Annotated in this window: 16 protein-coding genes; 4 read left to right on the top strand and 12 right to left on the bottom strand. The window is 62.6% G+C overall.

The window, feature by feature from the left end; translation table 11 throughout:
• A partial coding sequence (locus tag VIG32_10965) for a S53 family peptidase (protein HEY8298526.1) occupies positions 1-1,293 on the top strand: 1,293 nt, incomplete at its 5' end.
• Here the strand turns inward: VIG32_10965 and VIG32_10960 are convergent.
• The 3 genes from VIG32_10960 to VIG32_10950 form a co-directional block, all read right to left on the bottom strand.
• Positions 1,290-1,475, bottom strand: coding sequence for a hypothetical protein (locus tag VIG32_10960; protein HEY8298525.1), 186 nt, complete (start codon positions 1,473-1,475; stop codon positions 1,290-1,292). The two genes, VIG32_10965 and VIG32_10960, sit on opposite strands and share 4 nt — an antisense overlap.
• Positions 1,476-1,488: 13 nt before the next feature.
• On the bottom strand, positions 1,489-4,389 hold the full coding sequence (locus VIG32_10955) for a GAF domain-containing protein (GenBank protein HEY8298524.1): 2,901 nt from the start codon (positions 4,387-4,389) through the stop codon (positions 1,489-1,491).
• Between the two features lie 110 nt (positions 4,390-4,499).
• A complete protein-coding gene (locus VIG32_10950) occupies positions 4,500-4,913 on the bottom strand; it encodes a hypothetical protein (protein ID HEY8298523.1) in 414 nt (137 codons plus the stop codon).
• Between the two features lie 87 nt (positions 4,914-5,000).
• On the opposite strand from VIG32_10950, the gene VIG32_10945 reads away from it, so the two are divergent.
• The gene (locus tag VIG32_10945) at positions 5,001-5,387 is read left to right on the top strand and encodes a BlaI/MecI/CopY family transcriptional regulator (GenBank protein ID HEY8298522.1); all 387 of its coding nucleotides are present in this window, start codon (positions 5,001-5,003) and stop codon (positions 5,385-5,387) included.
• Positions 5,384-7,159: a TonB family protein gene (locus VIG32_10940; GenBank protein HEY8298521.1), complete on the top strand. Its 1,776-nt coding sequence runs from the start codon at positions 5,384-5,386 to the stop codon at positions 7,157-7,159. The genes VIG32_10945 and VIG32_10940 overlap by 4 nt, the downstream gene beginning before the upstream one ends.
• A 3-nt stretch (positions 7,160-7,162) precedes the next feature.
• Here the strand turns inward: VIG32_10940 and VIG32_10935 are convergent, their stop codons facing one another.
• The 9 genes from VIG32_10935 to VIG32_10895 all read right to left on the bottom strand — a co-directional run bounded on the left by VIG32_10935 (position 7,163) and on the right by VIG32_10895 (position 14,922).
• Entirely contained in the window at positions 7,163-7,951 is a 789-nt protein-coding gene (locus VIG32_10935; GenBank protein HEY8298520.1) for a hypothetical protein, read from the bottom strand.
• Positions 7,941-8,495, bottom strand: a complete 555-nt coding sequence (locus VIG32_10930; GenBank protein ID HEY8298519.1) for a sigma-70 family RNA polymerase sigma factor — start codon at positions 8,493-8,495, stop codon at positions 7,941-7,943. The genes VIG32_10935 and VIG32_10930 overlap by 11 nt, the downstream gene beginning before the upstream one ends.
• A gap of 68 nt (positions 8,496-8,563) precedes the next feature.
• Entirely contained in the window at positions 8,564-9,985 is a 1,422-nt protein-coding gene (locus tag VIG32_10925) for a DUF4139 domain-containing protein (protein HEY8298518.1), read from the bottom strand.
• 47 nt (positions 9,986-10,032) lie between these two features.
• Positions 10,033-11,232 carry an RNA polymerase sigma factor gene (locus tag VIG32_10920; protein HEY8298517.1) on the bottom strand — a complete coding sequence of 400 codons (1,200 nt, stop codon included), beginning with the start codon at positions 11,230-11,232 and terminating at the stop codon, positions 10,033-10,035.
• 50 nt (positions 11,233-11,282) lie between these two features.
• Positions 11,283-11,696 (bottom strand): YciI family protein, encoded by a 414-nt coding sequence (locus VIG32_10915; protein ID HEY8298516.1) that lies wholly within the window; start codon positions 11,694-11,696, stop codon positions 11,283-11,285.
• Between the two features lie 81 nt (positions 11,697-11,777).
• The gene (locus VIG32_10910; protein ID HEY8298515.1) at positions 11,778-12,677 is read right to left on the bottom strand and encodes a serine hydrolase; all 900 of its coding nucleotides are present in this window, start codon (positions 12,675-12,677) and stop codon (positions 11,778-11,780) included.
• A 2-nt stretch (positions 12,678-12,679) separates the two neighbouring features.
• Positions 12,680-12,976 carry a MoaD/ThiS family protein gene (locus VIG32_10905; GenBank protein ID HEY8298514.1) on the bottom strand — a complete coding sequence of 99 codons (297 nt, stop codon included), beginning with the start codon at positions 12,974-12,976 and terminating at the stop codon, positions 12,680-12,682.
• On the bottom strand, positions 12,973-14,088 hold the full coding sequence (locus tag VIG32_10900) for a hypothetical protein (protein HEY8298513.1): 1,116 nt from the start codon (positions 14,086-14,088) through the stop codon (positions 12,973-12,975). Before VIG32_10900 ends, VIG32_10905 begins: the two co-directional genes overlap by 4 nt.
• Before the next feature lie 33 nt (positions 14,089-14,121).
• Entirely contained in the window at positions 14,122-14,922 is an 801-nt protein-coding gene (locus VIG32_10895) for a hypothetical protein (protein ID HEY8298512.1), read from the bottom strand.
• Between the two features lie 441 nt (positions 14,923-15,363).
• Between VIG32_10895 and rpsR the strand changes: the two genes are divergently transcribed.
• Positions 15,364-15,615 carry a 30S ribosomal protein S18 gene (rpsR, locus tag VIG32_10890; protein ID HEY8298511.1) on the top strand — a complete coding sequence of 84 codons (252 nt, stop codon included), beginning with the start codon at positions 15,364-15,366 and terminating at the stop codon, positions 15,613-15,615.
• The last annotated feature ends 4 nt before the right edge of the window (positions 15,616-15,619 follow it).

Genomic DNA, 15,619 nt, shown 5'->3' with positions numbered 1-15,619 from the left:
GAATTGCTGCGGCGCTATTGCGAGCGCTTCGGTTTGAGCATCGTCGATACGCGTTGGAGATCGGTCGTAGTCCGCGGCCCGATCGAGCGGCTCGTGAGCGCATTCGGTGCGACGGTCGCCGTCTTCGAGGACGGCGGCGGCCGTCGCTTCCGCCATCGCTCCGATGCGTTGCATCTGCCGGCGGAGCTAGCCGCCGTTGTCCGCGGAGTCTTCGGGCTGCATCAGTGGCCGCGATCGCGCAAGCTTGAGGCGCTGCAGCGCCATGCGACACCGCTGTTGGCGCGCGACGTCGTGGCTCGGTATCGTTTTCCCGAGTGCGACGGTCGTGGGCAGACGATCGGTGTGGTGCAACTAGACGGCGTCTGCAAGCCCGACGATTTCGATCGATGCATGAGCGCGCAGGGACTTGCGGTCGCGCATCCGATCGTAAAGCGCGTCGACCGCACCGTCGTTTCACACGAAGCCGCAACCGCAAAAGATCTCGAAGCGGCGCTCGACGTGCAGATCATCGGTTCGTTGGCACCGGGCGCGACGATCGTCGCCTATGAAGCGCCCAACTCGGAACGCGGTCTTCTCGATGCAATTCGCGAGGCGCTCTTCGGCGAGGAACACCGGCCCTCGATCCTCTCGATAAGCTACGGGTGGCCCGAACCGCTGTGGACGCCGGTCGCGCTGAACATTCTCGAAGACCTGTTTACGGTTGCGGCGCTCGTCGGTGTGAGCGTGTTCTGTTCGTCCGGAGATAACGGGGCCGAACTCGATTACGACGGCAAGCCTCACGTCGTGGCGCCGGCTTCGACGCCATTTGCGATTGCGTGCGGCGCAACGATCATCGCACAGCCGGGCGATTGCGGCGAGCAGGCGTGGGAAAAGACCGGCGGCGGTTTCAGCGCGCGATTCGATGTGCCCGAGTGGCAAGATGTCGCGGGGACGAGCGCATCGCTGTTCGGCGTCTCCGCGGGGCGCGGCGTCCCCGACGTTGCGGCGCAGCAAGGGCCGGGCTATTACGTCGTTATGGACGGAGTCGAACTCGCGATGGGCGGCACGAGCGCGGTCGCACCGATGTGGGCCGCGCTGACCGCGCGTATCAATCAACAGCTCGGCGTCGCCGCCGGATGTTTCTTGCCGATCCTCTACGAGAAGCGGGGCGAACGACTCTTCGGCGAGATCGTGTCCGGGGGCAACGGACGGTTCGAGGCCGGTGCGGATTGGAATCCGTGCACGGGCCTCGGCGTTCCGAATGGCATCGCGATCGAAAGCGCGCTGCGCGAGCCGTCGCCGCCCGGTCCTTAGTTCATGCAGCCGAGCGCGTCATCGCGGAACTGCTTATGGGCCGACTTGTATTTGTCGACGGCCGTTTGAAGCCGATCCTTCGAAGCGCCCGGTAGTGCGGCTAGTTTCGCGTGCAGGTCGTCGATGGAACGCGCGTGAGCGTCGATGTGACCGGCGGCCTGATCGTGCGAAGAACTGTCCATGGGGTCGTTCCTCCTAGGCGGCACCGACCGCCCGGCTCTGTGCGATATGTTGGCTTATCGCCGCAGCCAGCTCTAGAACCTGCCCCTCCGTGAGCGTAGCTCCGGCGCTCAATCGCTGTGCGAGTGCGTTCTCATCATACACGTGCGAGAGCGCGAGCATCAGGCGGTCGTATCCGTATTGCTCGGTTCGCTGACGCGTCGAACTATCCGCATAGTGGGCGTTCGTGAAGCCTACGATAGCGCTCGCGCGTTCGTGGTCGCCGGCGAGGCCGCCGAGCACGGCGTGATGTTCGAGCGCGGTTATCATCCAACGCGCCCCCGACTGCTTGAGGAGCCGGAGTGCCTCTCCAAGGCAATCGCGAGCTTCGTCGAAATCGTCGACGGCCATCGCGTAGGCAGCGAGGTTACACAAGGCGAGCGCGAGCGGCGCCGTATTGAGGTGTGCGAACGTCTCGCGGGCCTGTCGCGCCACCGCTCGCGCGGTATCGTAGTTCCCAACGGCAAATTCAAGCTCGCCCAAATTCAGTAGGGCGCTTCCGTGCGACTCGCTGCCGTTGCGTTCCCGTGCCGCAACTTCGGTAAAGCGCTGCCGCGCCATGTCGAGATCGCCGCGCTGAAGATCGGTCACCGCCCAGTTGCGCAATACGGCATTCGTAGTGAGCGCGGAGAGTTCTTGCGGGGCCTGATAAGCCTGCGAAAACATCGCATCGGCGTCGTCGAAGCGCATTGCGTCGCGATAAACGGCCCCCACGTTCGAAAGCGCTCGCGCGATCTCATCGCGATCTCCCGACGCTCGTGCGACGGCTAGCCCTTGAGTCGCCGTTACCTCGCGCCGCGCGATCGGACGGCCCACCATCCATTCCAATCGGATGCCGTGCCGCAGAACTCGCGCTTTCATCAAATCGTCACCCGGCGCATCGAGCAGCTCTTTTGCGGCCTCGAACCAATGGATCGCTTCCTGCGGGGTGGTCAAGAGTTCGGGTAACTCGATGCCGGCGAGTAAACGCAGTCCCGTAGCGCTATCGTTGCCGCGAAAGATCGACCAATCTAAGGCAGCTCGGAGATTGTCGATCTCGGGTGCGAGCCGCTGGCGCCACTGCACGTCCTCCAGCGACTCCGCCAACGGAACGAGATCGTGCACGAGATCCGCGTAGTAGCGGGCGTGTTTGGCGGCGATGACGTGGGCTTCGTTTGCCTCCTCCAGGCGTTCGCGGCTGAACTCGCGGATTGAGTGCAGCATCCGGTAGCGCGGATCTTCGTCGCTAGGATCGGCGATGACGAGCGATTTGGAAATCAGTGCGGAGAGCAATTCGAAAACCCGCCATTCGTCGACGCCCGCGTCGATGCACGCGGCCTCGGCGGCCGGCAGCGTCCATCCGCCGGCAAAGATCGACAGACGCCTAAACGCCGCGCGCTCGGCTTCATCGAGAAGATCGAAGCTCCAATGAATGAGCGCGTGCAGCGTTTGTTGACGCGGCAAACGATCGCCGCCCGATGCAGAGAGCAGCCGAAAGCGCTCGTTCAGTTTTGCGGAGAGCTGCCGCGGGCTTAGGACGGCGGTCTTGGATGCGGCGAGTTCGATCGCGAGCGGAATACCGTCCAGCCTTCGGCAGATATCGGCGACGGTACGAGCGTTCTCATCGGTCAGCACGAACCGATTGTCGGCGGAGACGGCCCGTTCCACGAAAAGCGCGATCGCGGCACTCTGCGCGGCCTCGCGCGCGCTCAAACCATCCAGCTCGTTTTGCTCTGGAACTCCCAGCGACGGCAACCGGTACGCCCGTTCGCCCGCGACGTCGAGCGCTTGACGACTCGAAGCTAGGACTTTTACTTCCCGGCAACCACCCAGAATCGCGGCGATGACGCGCGCGCACGCTTCGACCACGTGCTCGCAGTTATCGAAGACGAGCATCGCATCTTTGTTTTTGAGCGCCTGCACGAGATTTTCGAGTGGATCGCCGGCGGCGGGTAGCTTCACTCCCACGGCCTGCGCGATGGTCGAGGGAATGTGATCGCCGCTGGAAATCGATGCGAGTCCGACGAACCAAATTCCATCGACGAATCCGGCCAAGACGTTGGCCGCGACTTGCAGTACGGCACGCGTCTTGCCGACTCCGCCCGCACCGACGAGCGTCACGAGCCGATGCGCGCCGATCAGTTCGGTGATCTCGGCAATCTCGATCTCGCGGCCGACGAAAGATGTTAGCGTACGCGGCAGGTTGTTGCGATGAACCTTGACGGCGTGCGAGCGCAACCGCGGATCCAAAGCGACGAGTGCCAAGCCGGCCGATTCCGTCAATGCCGAGAGCGCGTACCGGTCGTCGGGTTCGTACTCGTCTCGCTTCGGCGTGAGCGCGAGGAAGCCGACCAAGTCGCCGCCGACCATCATGGGGAACGCCATCGTTCCGGGAGCCGGCGAGCCGAGCGCGTGCGGATCCGCCGGAGCTGCCGTCGAGCGCAGCCGAATTGCGAGCGGGTCGTCGTGTTCCACGCCTTGGAGCGGAACGTCGTACGACGAGGCTTCCGCGGCAAAACTATCGCGGCGCAGATAGATCGCGCACCCCGCCGCGTCCATATGCTGGTCGACGGCTTCGATGACGCGGCGAAGTATCTGCTGCGGATCGTTGAACGACGTCAGCTCTTTGCGCAGCCGCGCGAGCGCGTCACGCGCCTCACGGCGGCGCTTGGTGAACGCGGCTTCGACTGCGGCTTCCACGCGCTGATGGATTGGCCGGAACGCGAGCGTCGCAATCAGCACGATCGCGATTTCGATCGTCGTGCTCGCCAATCGCGAGCGATCCGATACGTACTTCTCAGCCCACCACTCACCGAGAGCAAAGAGCAGCACCACCACGGTGGTAACTAGACCGTAAGCGTACGCGCGGAAACGACCACTCGCACCGGCCGAACTCATGCGGAACTAGGTTCCTCCAGCTAGAAGTATCCCCTCGCTGACGTAATGCCTAGTCCAAAATACCCTATCGGGAAGCGCTTCGCGCTTGAACCGCTGTCGAGCCGCCGCGGTTAGCGGGCCGGATGACGAGACCGCGCGACCATCGCATTCTTGATTCCCGTTCGCTCCGCCGGCGTTATCGTGCTGCTCATCACGATGACCTCCTCGCCGCCGATCATCCATTGCGAGCGGCCGTGCGTCGTTCCGCCCCCCATGCTGAGCTCGTAGTCGCCGCGCGCGATGTTCCGTGAAGTCGTAAGTGTTTTTGGATTCGCGATGACGAGCGTTAGCACGTGGTCGGAACGGCGCCACGCGCCGGGAAGATCGTATTGAAGCAGATCGTCTTCGGCGCACTGCCGCTCGCCCGAGATCGCGCGGGCTAGACGATGCGCATCCGGCCAGATCGCTTCGACGAGTCGTTCTATCTCGGCCGGGCCGCCGTCGCGATCCGCCTCGACAAGTGCTATCGGAACTGGGGCTGCCATCAAGTCCTCCAGGGGTGCCGAGGTGTTTGCACATTTGACAAATTCGCGGGCGGGCGGTATTCTACAACTACGAATGTAGGAGATGTGATGTCGCGTAAGAAATCGCTCGTGCTGACCGACCACGAGCTGCGGTTGATGGAAATCCTTTGGATGAAAGGGCGCGCGACCGTAGCCGACGTTACGGCGGCGCTCCCGCCGCCGGCTCTTGCCTACAACACCGTCCTCTCTACGATGCGGACGCTCGAACAAAAAGGCTATGTCGCGCACGATGAAATCGGCCGCGCTTATTCGTACTGTCCGCTCGTCGAACGAGACGATGCGGCAAAATCTGCCGTCAAACACGTGATGGCGCGTTTTTTTAAGGGCTCGCCGAACGCATTAGCGATGAGCCTGCTCGACGAGGTTCCGCTGCGCGAGGAAGATCGCAAACAGATTCGCGAGTTGCTCGGGCGCCGGGAAGGCCGGAAAAAATGATCGATAAGCTCGCACCCGCCGCGCTCGCGATTGCCGGCGATGGGTTCGATGGCCTTTGGGAAGGTGCGTTCATCGTGGGCGCCGTGTGGCTCGTTCTGCGGTGCCTGCCGAAACTGGGAGCGGCGACGCGGTACGCAATGTGGCTGTGCGCCCTCGCGGCGCTCGTGCTTATCCCGGTCCTAACGGTGGTACTCTCCGGACACTCTTCCGCGAACGAAAACGCCGCAGTCGCGAAGGGCAATCAAAGCGCGGCGCAGGTACCGTCGATCCGGGATTCGCGAATCGAGTTTGCGCAGACGAGTTTTGGCCCGGCCGGGCGGCCAAGCGAACCGGTCCCGGCTGCTACCCGCAAATCGCGAATCACGGTACAGCCGAACCTTGCGGTGGCGGCGGCACTCATTTGGCTGCTGGCGGCCGGGGCGCGCGGCCTGCTCCTCGTGCTCGACGTTTGCAGACTCGGGGCGATCCGGCGCCATGCTCGCCTGTGGTCGGAAGCGCACGAATATCCCGTCTTCCTGTCGAGTCGCGTGTCCGTCCCGCTCGCAATCGGTTTCCGGCGGCCTGCCATCATTCTACCCGCGTCGCTGATCGAACGAATGCGCGACGACGCCGTGCAAGCAATTCTCATTCACGAGATCGCGCATCTCCGTCGCAACGACGTGTGGACGAACGCGTTTGCGCGCGTCGGTGAAGCGCTAGCGGCTCTCAACCCCGCTGCGTGGTTTATCATGCGTAGACTCGCGGCGGAGCGCGAGATCGCATGTGACGATTGGGTGATCGCTCGAACCGGCGATGGCGGCGCCTTCGCGCAAGCCCTGGCAACGCTCGCGGGCGGCGCCGCGGTTCGCGTACCGATCGCCGCAGCCGGAGCGATCGGCTCCCGACATTCAATCGTCGTGCGCATCGAGCGACTCCTGGACTCGCGCCCGCGCCATCTCCGTCTTTCACTATCCGCACTTGGAGGCACGCTTATGTTGCTCGCACTCATCGCATTCACGGTGCAATCCGTTTCGCCCGCTTTAGCAATTGCGCCGCTCGCCGGCCCGTCGTCGTATCATACGGCCACGACGACCGTAGCGGGTTGCACGCGAGATCGCACGCCTTTGCGCGAGCATCGGTTAGGCGCAGGCGGCCCCAGAATGATTTCCCCATCACTCGATGCCGGGTCGATGCAGAGGATCGTCGCCCGCTACCCGGCATTCACCACGACCTATGCGGTGAGCGTGAGCGCCGCGGGTAAACCGCACGACGTTGTTATCTTGCATCCGAGCAATGACCTCGCCGAAGATCGAGCGGTAGCTGCCGCGGCGCTGAGCAGCACGTTCGAACCGGCATTTCACAATTGCGCTGCAGTTGCGTCAACGTTTAGATCGGCATCGACGCAGTTGCCCGCGCCGACCGTCTTTCTGATTACTCGGCCGGCGACACCGGTAATCTACGGCACGAAACCCAAAACGCGCACCGGCGCTTGCGCCGTGCCACACCACGATCCGGCGATCGTGCACTTAGTGCGGCCCGAGTTTACCGACTCGATGAAAAAGCTGGTTCTCGCCACCCAGCGGACCTACCTAAATACCGTAAACGTCCAGCTCGATGCTTCCGGCGCCGTACAAAATGCGATGGTGGGTAAATCGAGTGGCCGGAAGGCCTTCGACGAGGCAACCTTGGCTGCGGCTCGAGAGAGCACGTATGCGCCGAGGGTCGAGCACTGCTCGCACATCCCCGGCACCTATTTCGTCATGGCCGCCTATACGGATCGCTTAGAGCCCTAGCTACTAGGGCCGGGTGATTCGATACAGTTTGGATTGCGTTCCAACGGAGGGCGCGTGCAGGTTGCGTCCGGGCAGCGCGATGCCGTGCATCGCTCCGCGGATCGCCTCGATCTCCGCCGCGCTGACGCCCTCGCCTTCGACGGCGGTCATGATCTGATCGCCGTTGCGCCACGCGAAGTTCTCGTGCTTCACGATAACGGGGCGGCCGTCGGGGGTTGGGTCCAGAGCTTCGAACAGGTACTTCGGCGGCGGCCCGTTCTTTGGGTCGAAACGGTCGGCCATGAGGATGAACGATCGGCCGCCCGAACGGTGGTACGAAAACGTTACGGCCGGAGATCCAACGCGCCAAGAGTGAGTCGCTTTTGAGTAGACGCCGGTCGGAGTCGTCAGGATCTTCGCGGATTCGATGCCCGCCGGAAGACCCGCCGGCGGAACGATCGTGAACGATACGCGCGATTGCGCGGTTTCGAGGGTCGCACGCTGCGACGTCAGACTCGATACTAGCGATTTCGGCGCGGGCGGCGGCGCCGATCCTCCCAGCGCTTGTAACGCGGCACGATAGCGCGCTTCGATCGTTTGCACGAGGGCCGGCGAAATCGCGGGCAGAGCGACGATCGCGAGGACGATCGCCGCGGCGAAAGCCATCGCAAGGCGAGCGTAGCGCGGCCTGCGCGATTCACGCGGTTGCGGCAGCGAAATCAACCGTTGTATCTTGGCTAGCGGAGCCGGAGGCGCCGCGATGTCGTCGATCAGCGTTTCCAGAGCCGACTTGATTCGGGCGTCAGCGAACATTCGAAAGTACCTCTTCGGAAGTTGTTGCGAGTGGGTCCGTTCTCGAAAGCGCTTTGCGCAGGGCGCGGCGCGCGAGCATCAGGTGAAAACGAACGGTAGAAGCGGGCAACCCGGTCGCAGCGGCTATGTCGCCGCTATTGAGGCCGGCATAGTAGTGTAAAATAATGGCACCGCGCTGCACGAAGGGCAAACTTGCCAGCGCGTCGTGAAGATCTAAGGCATCGCTTGGATCGAGGTGAATGCCGCGATCGCCGGCGGCGTCGAGCGTTTGCGTGCGGGGATGGCGGCGAGCTAGCGCGATCGCGCGATTAACGATGATCTTATAGCTCCATGCAGCAAAGGCGCTCGTATTCTGCAGCGTCGATAACGAGCGCGCTATGGAGGCGCATGCTTCCTGAGCCGAATCTTCGGCGAGGCCGACATCGCGGAGAATGCTCAAGGCGATTCGGTAGGCTTCGGGCCACACGGCTATGATGAGACGCTCGAGACCCGCCCCGCCGGATCTGGCGTTCTCAATGAGGTCGCTATCGAGGGTTAGTGGCACGTTCGCGGCTCCTGGGTGATGGGCTATCTGCCGAATAGACGCCGCTATGCGCTAAACTGTTGGCTGCGCTAGCACCACGAGACGCGAGCGGTGTAGGTCAGGGTCGTATGTCCCCCGGGCGCAACGGGCAGCGTCCAGGTCGCGGTGGACGCCGACGTCTTCGTGTGCTTCGCGCTTTCGTCGAGGATCCTCCAGGAACCCGGAATGGATTCGACCACGAGAACGTTTTGCGCGATCGATTTTGCGTTCGCAACGGTGATTTCGTAGGAGCTATCGGCCGAACAGCCGCCCATGAATTGAAAATCGGTCTGGCGCTTGCGCGCGGTCACATCGAAGGAGTCGCCGAGGTGCAGTCTGACGGATTCGTTTTTGGGCGTATGCTCGATTCGATCCGAGCCCAAGAATTCGGATAGATTCCGTGAATCGTTCTTGTAGAGGCGAACGACGCCGGCCGGCAACGGGATGCCAAGGTCGCCGCCGCGATTTTCGAACGATACGTACACGCCGACCGGCAGACGATCGCCCAGATCCGCCTCGGCCGATTGATAGTAGCTGGGAGAACCGCGTAGTTCGAGCGTCTTGCGGACCGGCACGTCGTGAGCCGCGAGCAGCGAGAGCTGCTTGGTTTGCGCGTTTAGAATCGTGGTCGGCCGATCCAGCGTATACAAGTGATACTCGAAATAGTTCTCCTGCGAAAAAACATTTCTCGATGTGACCCGAGCGATCGTTTTGAAGGTGTCCGCCACGACCCCGGGCTGCACGACGTTGACGTTGCCGGCGACGAGCTGGAGGTGAGCGTTGTCGTAGCTCGCGCCGCTCGTGTTTGAGAGCGTCACGAGCCCGGTTAAGGCCAGATGCTTCTCGTCGGGATCCAGTACGCCGACGTAATCGGCATGCCAGCTCATTCCGCCGGTCAGATAGCTGAGATCGAGTGTTTGCGCTCCGCCGTGCGTGCTTGCCAGGTCCAATACGAGTGTGGGTTTGTCTCGAAAGTTCTTTGACGAGACCGGGAATGCGATATGCCCGCGGACTTCGGTCTCGATGCGATCGCGATACTGCAGGACGATGCCGCCGTTGGTACTCAAGACGCGCGCCGTCTCTCGCGTGGCGCGCTCGCCGGCGAAGCGCGGATCGTGAACGACCGTCACGTCGCGACCGACGTATCGCTGCAGCAGTGCCGACGGGTCGAGTAAATCGAAATCGAAGTTCTGCTCGAGGACGTTAACGTTCCCTGGAGCGTCCACGTCCTCCAGCAGCGCCGACGAGGGGTCCATGTTCGCACTCACGTCGCGCCACGCGATGCGATTCACACCGGCGTTCAAAAACACGCGCCGGCGATCGTGAACGAGGGCCGTTCCGCCGTTATACACCGTGACGTTCACCAGATGACGATCGGCAACGGTGCTCGTTCGTTCGGGAGTATCGGCAACGGTCACGACCGGAACGATGAGCGCAACGACTGCAAAGAGTAGCGAAAGCATGCGGCTCATGAAATACCTCTAAAAGAGAGCGTTGCTTCTCAAAACGAGTCGTCGCGCTATTTCGTGACGCCGGCCGCGCGCGCGAGGAGGAGTTCGCGCTCGCGCGCGTTCTGCGTGAGCGATGCCGCCCGTTCGAACTCCGCGCGCGCTTCATCGAAGCGTTCGAGCTTTGCGAGAAGATCGCCGCGCACGCTCGGAAAGAGATGGTACGCGCGTAGCGAGGGCTCCGAAGCGAGGCCGTCGATGATGTCGAGCCCCGCTGCGGGACCGAACGCCATCGAGATTGCAACCGCGCGATTGAGTTCCACGATGGGCGAAGGAACGAGCTGCGCGAGCGCGTCGTAGAGCGCGACGATGCGCCGCCAATCGGTCTCCTCCGGCGTTCGCGCGCGCGCGTGACACGCGGCGATCGCGGCTTGGAGCGCGTACGGACCGAGCGCACCGCCCAAGCGCTGCGCGCGGTCGAGTGCGGCGAGACCGCGCCGGATCAAGAGGTGATCCCAGCGGGCGCGATTCTGATCGAGGAGAAGAATCGGCTCGCCGTTCGCGCCGGTTCGCGCGCGCAAGCGCGAGGCCTGAATTTCAAGGAGCGCGACCAGGCCGTGGACCTCCGGCTCGGCGGGAGTGAGTTCGGCTAACACGCGTCCGAGGCGCAGCGCATCCTCGCACAATGCGGGGCGCGTCCAATCGTCGCCGGCCGTTGCGGAGTAGCCCTCGTTGAAGATCAGATAAATGACCTCCAGCACCGACGATACTCGCGCGTCGCGTTCCGCGCCGTGCGGCACCTCGAACGGCACGCGCGCTTCGGAGAGCGTTCGTTTCGCGCGGACGATGCGCTGCGCGACGGTTGAGGCGGGAACGAGGAACGCGCGCGCGATCTCCTCGGTCGTGAGACCGCCGAGCAAACGCAGCGTTAAGGCAACGCGTGCTTCGGTAGAGAGCACCGGGTGGCAGGCGATGAAGACCAAGCGCAGGAGATCGTCGCCGACGTCGTCGTCGATCGCGGCGGCGAGATCGCGTTCGGGCATGGCTTGCAGCGTATCGAGTTCGCGAGCGAAATCTTCGTGCTTGCGTTTAAGGGTTTTGCTCCGCCGAAAGAGATCGATCGCGCGAAGTTTCGCGGTGGCCATCAGCCAGGCGCCCGGATTATCCGGGACGCCCGACTGCGGCCAACGTTCGAGTGCGGCGACCAGCGCGTCTTGCGCGAGCTCCTCGGCGAGGCCGACGTCGCGCACGATTCGTGTGAGCGACGCGATCAGCTTCGCCGATTCGATTCGCCAAACGGCCTCTACCGCGCGGCGCGCGTCTATTGTTTGGCCGCGATCCGATCGCGCAGACGCCGCTCTTGCTCGGCCAGCTCCGGCGGGCCCCCGAAATCCTCGGCTTCAAAGACTTGCCGAATCTCGAGTTGCGCCCCGTCTCCGAATGGCGCGCGCTGCATCCACTCGATCGCCTCTTCCTTCGATTTCACTTGGATCAGCCAGAAGCCGGCCACCAGCTCCTTCGTTTCGGTGAAAGGCCCGTCGGTGACGCTCGGCTTGCCGCCCGACCACGTTAGCCGCGCGCCCTTAACGCTCGCCTGCAGGCCCTCGCCCGCGAGCATCACCCCCGCCTTCACCAATTGCTCGTTGAATTTCCCCATTTCGGCGAACTCTTCGGTGGTCGGCAGGACGCCCGCTTCTGAATCCTTGTTTGCCTTGACTATGACCATGAATCGCATCGTGCTGTCTCCTCTGGATTTGTAGTTCTTACCCCTACGTCGAACGGGGAGACCCGAAATCGACATCGACCGGAAAAGTTTTTACTGCCAGCGGTCGACGATCGTTTTGGCCAGTCGAGCCATCAGCACTTGGGCCGCGTTATCGGGGGTCCAGCTCTGGTCTTTGTTATCGTACGTGAACTCGGAAACGATCACCGGCCCGTTGCGGGCGTAGACGATGCCAACATCGTTACGAACGTCGTCGAGCGCGCCCGTTTTGTTGGCGACATCGGCGGAGAGATAGCGCGGAATGCCGTCTCGGTCCGTTTGGTTCTTGAGCATCCCCACGGCGGCGGCGCACAGCCCGCGGTCGCGCGCGGTCGGCTTGGCGGCGACTCCGGGTGCGTTGAGATCGCAGGTCGCGAAGCGCTCCATGACCTCGGCCATCTCGCGCGCGGTCGTCTTCCCCAGTCCAAACTGCTTTTGATCGGCAGGCACGGGCCCGGTCGGCGGTTTGAACACTTTCTTATAGAGCCACGTGTTCTGCAGCCCCATCCACGCGATGCGGCGATCGATATTCGCCAGGCCCAGGTGATCGATCGCGAGATTGGTTCCGGTGTTGTCGCTTACGACGACCATCATGGTCAGCGCATCGCGCAGCGTGAGCGTTTCGGGCGTATCGAACAATCCCAGTACGCCCGAGCCGGGAACTTGATCGGCCTTCGTCAGCGCGAGCTTGTCGTCGAAATGGGCCGTACCGGCTTGAATCGCTTTGAGCGCTTCGAAGAGCACCGTCAGTTTGATGACCGAGGCGGTCGGAACGGGCGTATCGGCGTCGATCGCGGCCGTCTTCCCGCTGCGCAGATCGATCGCGTAGAGCGCGATCTTGCCCTGATGAGTGCTCGCCAGCGCGCGCAACTGCGCGCTTAGCGCCGCATCGTTTTGTGCGAGCGCCGGCGCTGCCGAGGCAATCAGCAGCAAGAGCGTTAGGAAACAGCGCATGCTTAGCCGCCCGCCATCGCGCCGACGATGAGAAACGGCTCGCTGCCGGTTACGATCGCCTCCGGCAACGGCGCGTCGGGTGGCTCGTGCGAGAGATCGCGCTCGCAGGCGAAGAAGCGCACGTACGGACGGCGCTTTAGCGTCGTGTGATCGCGGATCGTTCCGCAGAGCACCGGAAAGCGGGTTTCGAGCGCGTCGAGGATCGCGCGCTGCGTCACGTCGCCTTCAACGTCGATCTGCATCTCGCCGGCGACGCGCGCGAGCGCGCGCAGGTGGGCGGGAAGGATGACGCGGATCACGGCAGCGTTTGCGCTTCGACCGAGAGTACGGGCGGGAGATCGCGCACGATGGGCGCCCAATGGTCGCCGGCATCGGCCGATCCGTAGACTTGTCCGCCCGTGGTGCCGAAATAGATTCCGCACGAATCGAGCGAGTCGACCGCCATCGCGTCGCGCAGCACGTTAACGTAACAATCGCTTTGCGGCAAGCCGTTCGTGAGCGCTTCCCACTCGTTTCCGCCGCTGCGGCTGCGATAGACGCGCAGTTTGCCGTCGAGCGGAAAGTGCTCCGAATCGCTCTTGATCGGCACCACGTACACGGTGTTCGGTTCGTGCGCGTGCACGTCGATGGGGAATCCGAAATCGGTCGGCAAGTTGCCGCTCACGTCTTGCCACGTATCGCCGGCGTTATCGCTGCGCATCACGTCCCAATGCTTCTGCATGAATAATACGTTGGGGCGCGATTTGTGCATCGCGATGCGGTGGACGCAGTGACCCACCTCCGCATCCGGATCGGGGATGCCTTCGGACTTCAATCCGCGATTGATGGCGCGCCAGGTCTTGCCGGCGTCGTCGCTGCGAAACGCGCCGGCCGCCGAGATGGCAACGAAGATGCGTTCGGGATTACTCGGATCGAGAAGAATCGTGTGCAGGCACATCCCGCCGGCCCCCGGCTGCCACGACGATCCCGTGCCGTGTTCGCGCAGACCCGAAAGTTCGTTCCAGCTTTCGCCGCCGTCGGTGCTGCGAAAGAGCGCCGCGTCTTCGACGCCGGCGTAGACGGTATCGGGATCGGTCAGCGACGGTTCGAGGTGCCAAACACGTGCGAATTCCCAGGGGTGCGGCGTTCCGTCGTACCATTGGTGCGTGCCGGGAACGCCGTCGTACGCGAAGCGATTGCCGACGGGGTTCCACGACTTGCCGCCGTCCTCGGAGCGTTGGATGACCTGGCCGAACCAGCCGCTGGTCTGCGATGCGTAGAGCCGATTCGGCTCGACGGGCGACCCCTTAACGTGGTAGATCTCCCAGCCCGCAAAGTGGGGACCGTTGACGCTCCAGCGGTCGCGCTTCCCGTCGGATTCCAGCACGAACGCACCCTTGCGCGTGCCCACCAAAAGCCGTACTCCGCTCATCGCGCATTCCTCCCGAGCCCCGTTGCAGGTTGGCTAGGTTGGATTCGGGAGCGGTTTTTCCTCGAGTTTGATGCGGGCTCTTTCCGCCTGGTTCGCGGCGATGATCCGGTCGTGCTTGGTCACGGTCAGGTAGATGACCAAGGCGACGATGGTGATCAGAAAGACGGCGCTCGTGATCGTGGTGCCGACTCCAAGGCCGCCGTCCTTCACGGGTTGCGAGAGCAGGTCGCCGAGCGACGCGCCGAGCGGGCGGGTCAGGATGTAGGCGATCCAAAACGCCAGCACGCCGTTGATCTTGAAGGCGTAGTAGGCCAGCGCCGTCAGCGCGATCATTCCGGCGAAGAGCAACGCGGAGAGCGGATAGCCGAGCTTCGAAGCCTCCGAGATCAGGTCGCCGGCCGACGTACCGAGTGCGAACGTAAAGAGAATCGCGGCCCAGTAGAACAGTTCTCGTTTGGTCGTGTAGATGGTATGAACCGAGAGCGTTCTTTCGCTGAACCACCAGAGGGCGAAAACGACGATCAAAATCGAACCGAAAATGGTGGAACTGGTCGCCAGCGTTACGCCGAGATTGTCGACGAGATTATCTGAAATGAGCGTACCGACGATGCTGATGAGTACCACGACGGTCCAATAGATTGCCGGTACGTAGCTCTTGAATTTCAGTTGAACGAACAGGCCGATCAAGAATAGACCGCTCATCACGTACGACGTATTCACCAATCCGAGATGCAGCGTCGTCGATAAGTAGTCTGCCGCCGTCTCGCCGACGGTCGTAGCCAAAACTTTGATGATCCAGAAATAGATCGTGACTTCCGGTACCTTGTTTAACATCTTCACATTCACAGAGAACGTACCTACCCAAAAAAACTTGCAGTCATGCGAATATCGAGCAGTTCGTATACTGTGAATTCGCTTAGAATGCGAATCGAAACATCGAACGCAACGTGTTTGAAAACGAAATGAATTCGCGCGAAGTTCCGCAGCGAAAAGAAGCAGACGAGTCGCCCCTTACCCACGCTCGCTTACCCGGGGGCCGTGAGAGTGCCGGACAGCTGGCACTCGTGGGTGCCACCCTTGGGGTAGAATAGCTGCCCCAGTCGTGCTATTATGAGCGCGGTTCTCCGAGGCCGCTGGGCTCGGGGAGCTTTGTTTCTGTCAAAATCCAGGCGCTTTTGCCTGGTAGTGGCCTCGGGCAGCGAGGGCACTTCGCTAGGGTCTTGCGCGGCCTAACAGGCGCGACACGACCGTCAACCACCTAGTGAAAGGACCACTATGGCGACCAAACCTAAGACCAAGCGTGCGCCCAAAGAGCGCCGCACCAAGAAGAAGCCGTGTACGTTCTGCGCCGATAAGGCGATCGACATCAACTATAAAGATGTTGGCCGGCTCAAGAAATACGTCTCGGAGCGCGGAAAGATTCTGCCCCGTCGTATCTCCGGAAACTGCGCGAAGCACCAGCGTCTGCTCACCGTTGCCGTCAAGCGAGCGCGCGTCATCGCATTTCTTCCGTTCGTAACGGAGTAAACTT

This window comes from Candidatus Baltobacteraceae bacterium (assembly GCA_036559195.1).
Lineage (GTDB): Bacteria > Vulcanimicrobiota > Vulcanimicrobiia > Vulcanimicrobiales > Vulcanimicrobiaceae > JALYTZ01.
The sequence above is the reverse complement of the archived record's forward strand: the minus strand, read 5'-3'. Positions and strand labels throughout refer to the sequence as shown.

What these genes read in the sequence shown, in the direction of transcription:
- VIG32_10960 (HEY8298525.1), bottom strand. Translation starts at nt 1,475, where the DNA reads ATGGACAGTTCTTCGCACGATCAGGCCGCCGGTCACATCGACGCTCAC.
- VIG32_10955 (HEY8298524.1), bottom strand. Translation starts at nt 4,389, where the DNA reads ATGAGTTCGGCCGGTGCGAGTGGTCGTTTCCGCGCGTACGCTTACGGT.
- VIG32_10950 (HEY8298523.1), bottom strand. Translation starts at nt 4,913, where the DNA reads ATGGCAGCCCCAGTTCCGATAGCACTTGTCGAGGCGGATCGCGACGGC.
- VIG32_10945 (HEY8298522.1), top strand. Translation starts at nt 5,001, where the DNA reads ATGTCGCGTAAGAAATCGCTCGTGCTGACCGACCACGAGCTGCGGTTG.
- VIG32_10940 (HEY8298521.1), top strand. Translation starts at nt 5,384, where the DNA reads ATGATCGATAAGCTCGCACCCGCCGCGCTCGCGATTGCCGGCGATGGG.
- VIG32_10935 (HEY8298520.1), bottom strand. Translation starts at nt 7,951, where the DNA reads ATGTTCGCTGACGCCCGAATCAAGTCGGCTCTGGAAACGCTGATCGAC.
- VIG32_10925 (HEY8298518.1), bottom strand. Translation starts at nt 9,985, where the DNA reads ATGAGCCGCATGCTTTCGCTACTCTTTGCAGTCGTTGCGCTCATCGTT.
- VIG32_10915 (HEY8298516.1), bottom strand. Translation starts at nt 11,696, where the DNA reads ATGCGATTCATGGTCATAGTCAAGGCAAACAAGGATTCAGAAGCGGGC.
- VIG32_10910 (HEY8298515.1), bottom strand. Translation starts at nt 12,677, where the DNA reads ATGCGCTGTTTCCTAACGCTCTTGCTGCTGATTGCCTCGGCAGCGCCG.
- VIG32_10900 (HEY8298513.1), bottom strand. Translation starts at nt 14,088, where the DNA reads ATGAGCGGAGTACGGCTTTTGGTGGGCACGCGCAAGGGTGCGTTCGTG.
- VIG32_10895 (HEY8298512.1), bottom strand. Translation starts at nt 14,922, where the DNA reads ATGTTAAACAAGGTACCGGAAGTCACGATCTATTTCTGGATCATCAAA.
- rpsR (HEY8298511.1), top strand. Translation starts at nt 15,364, where the DNA reads ATGGCGACCAAACCTAAGACCAAGCGTGCGCCCAAAGAGCGCCGCACC.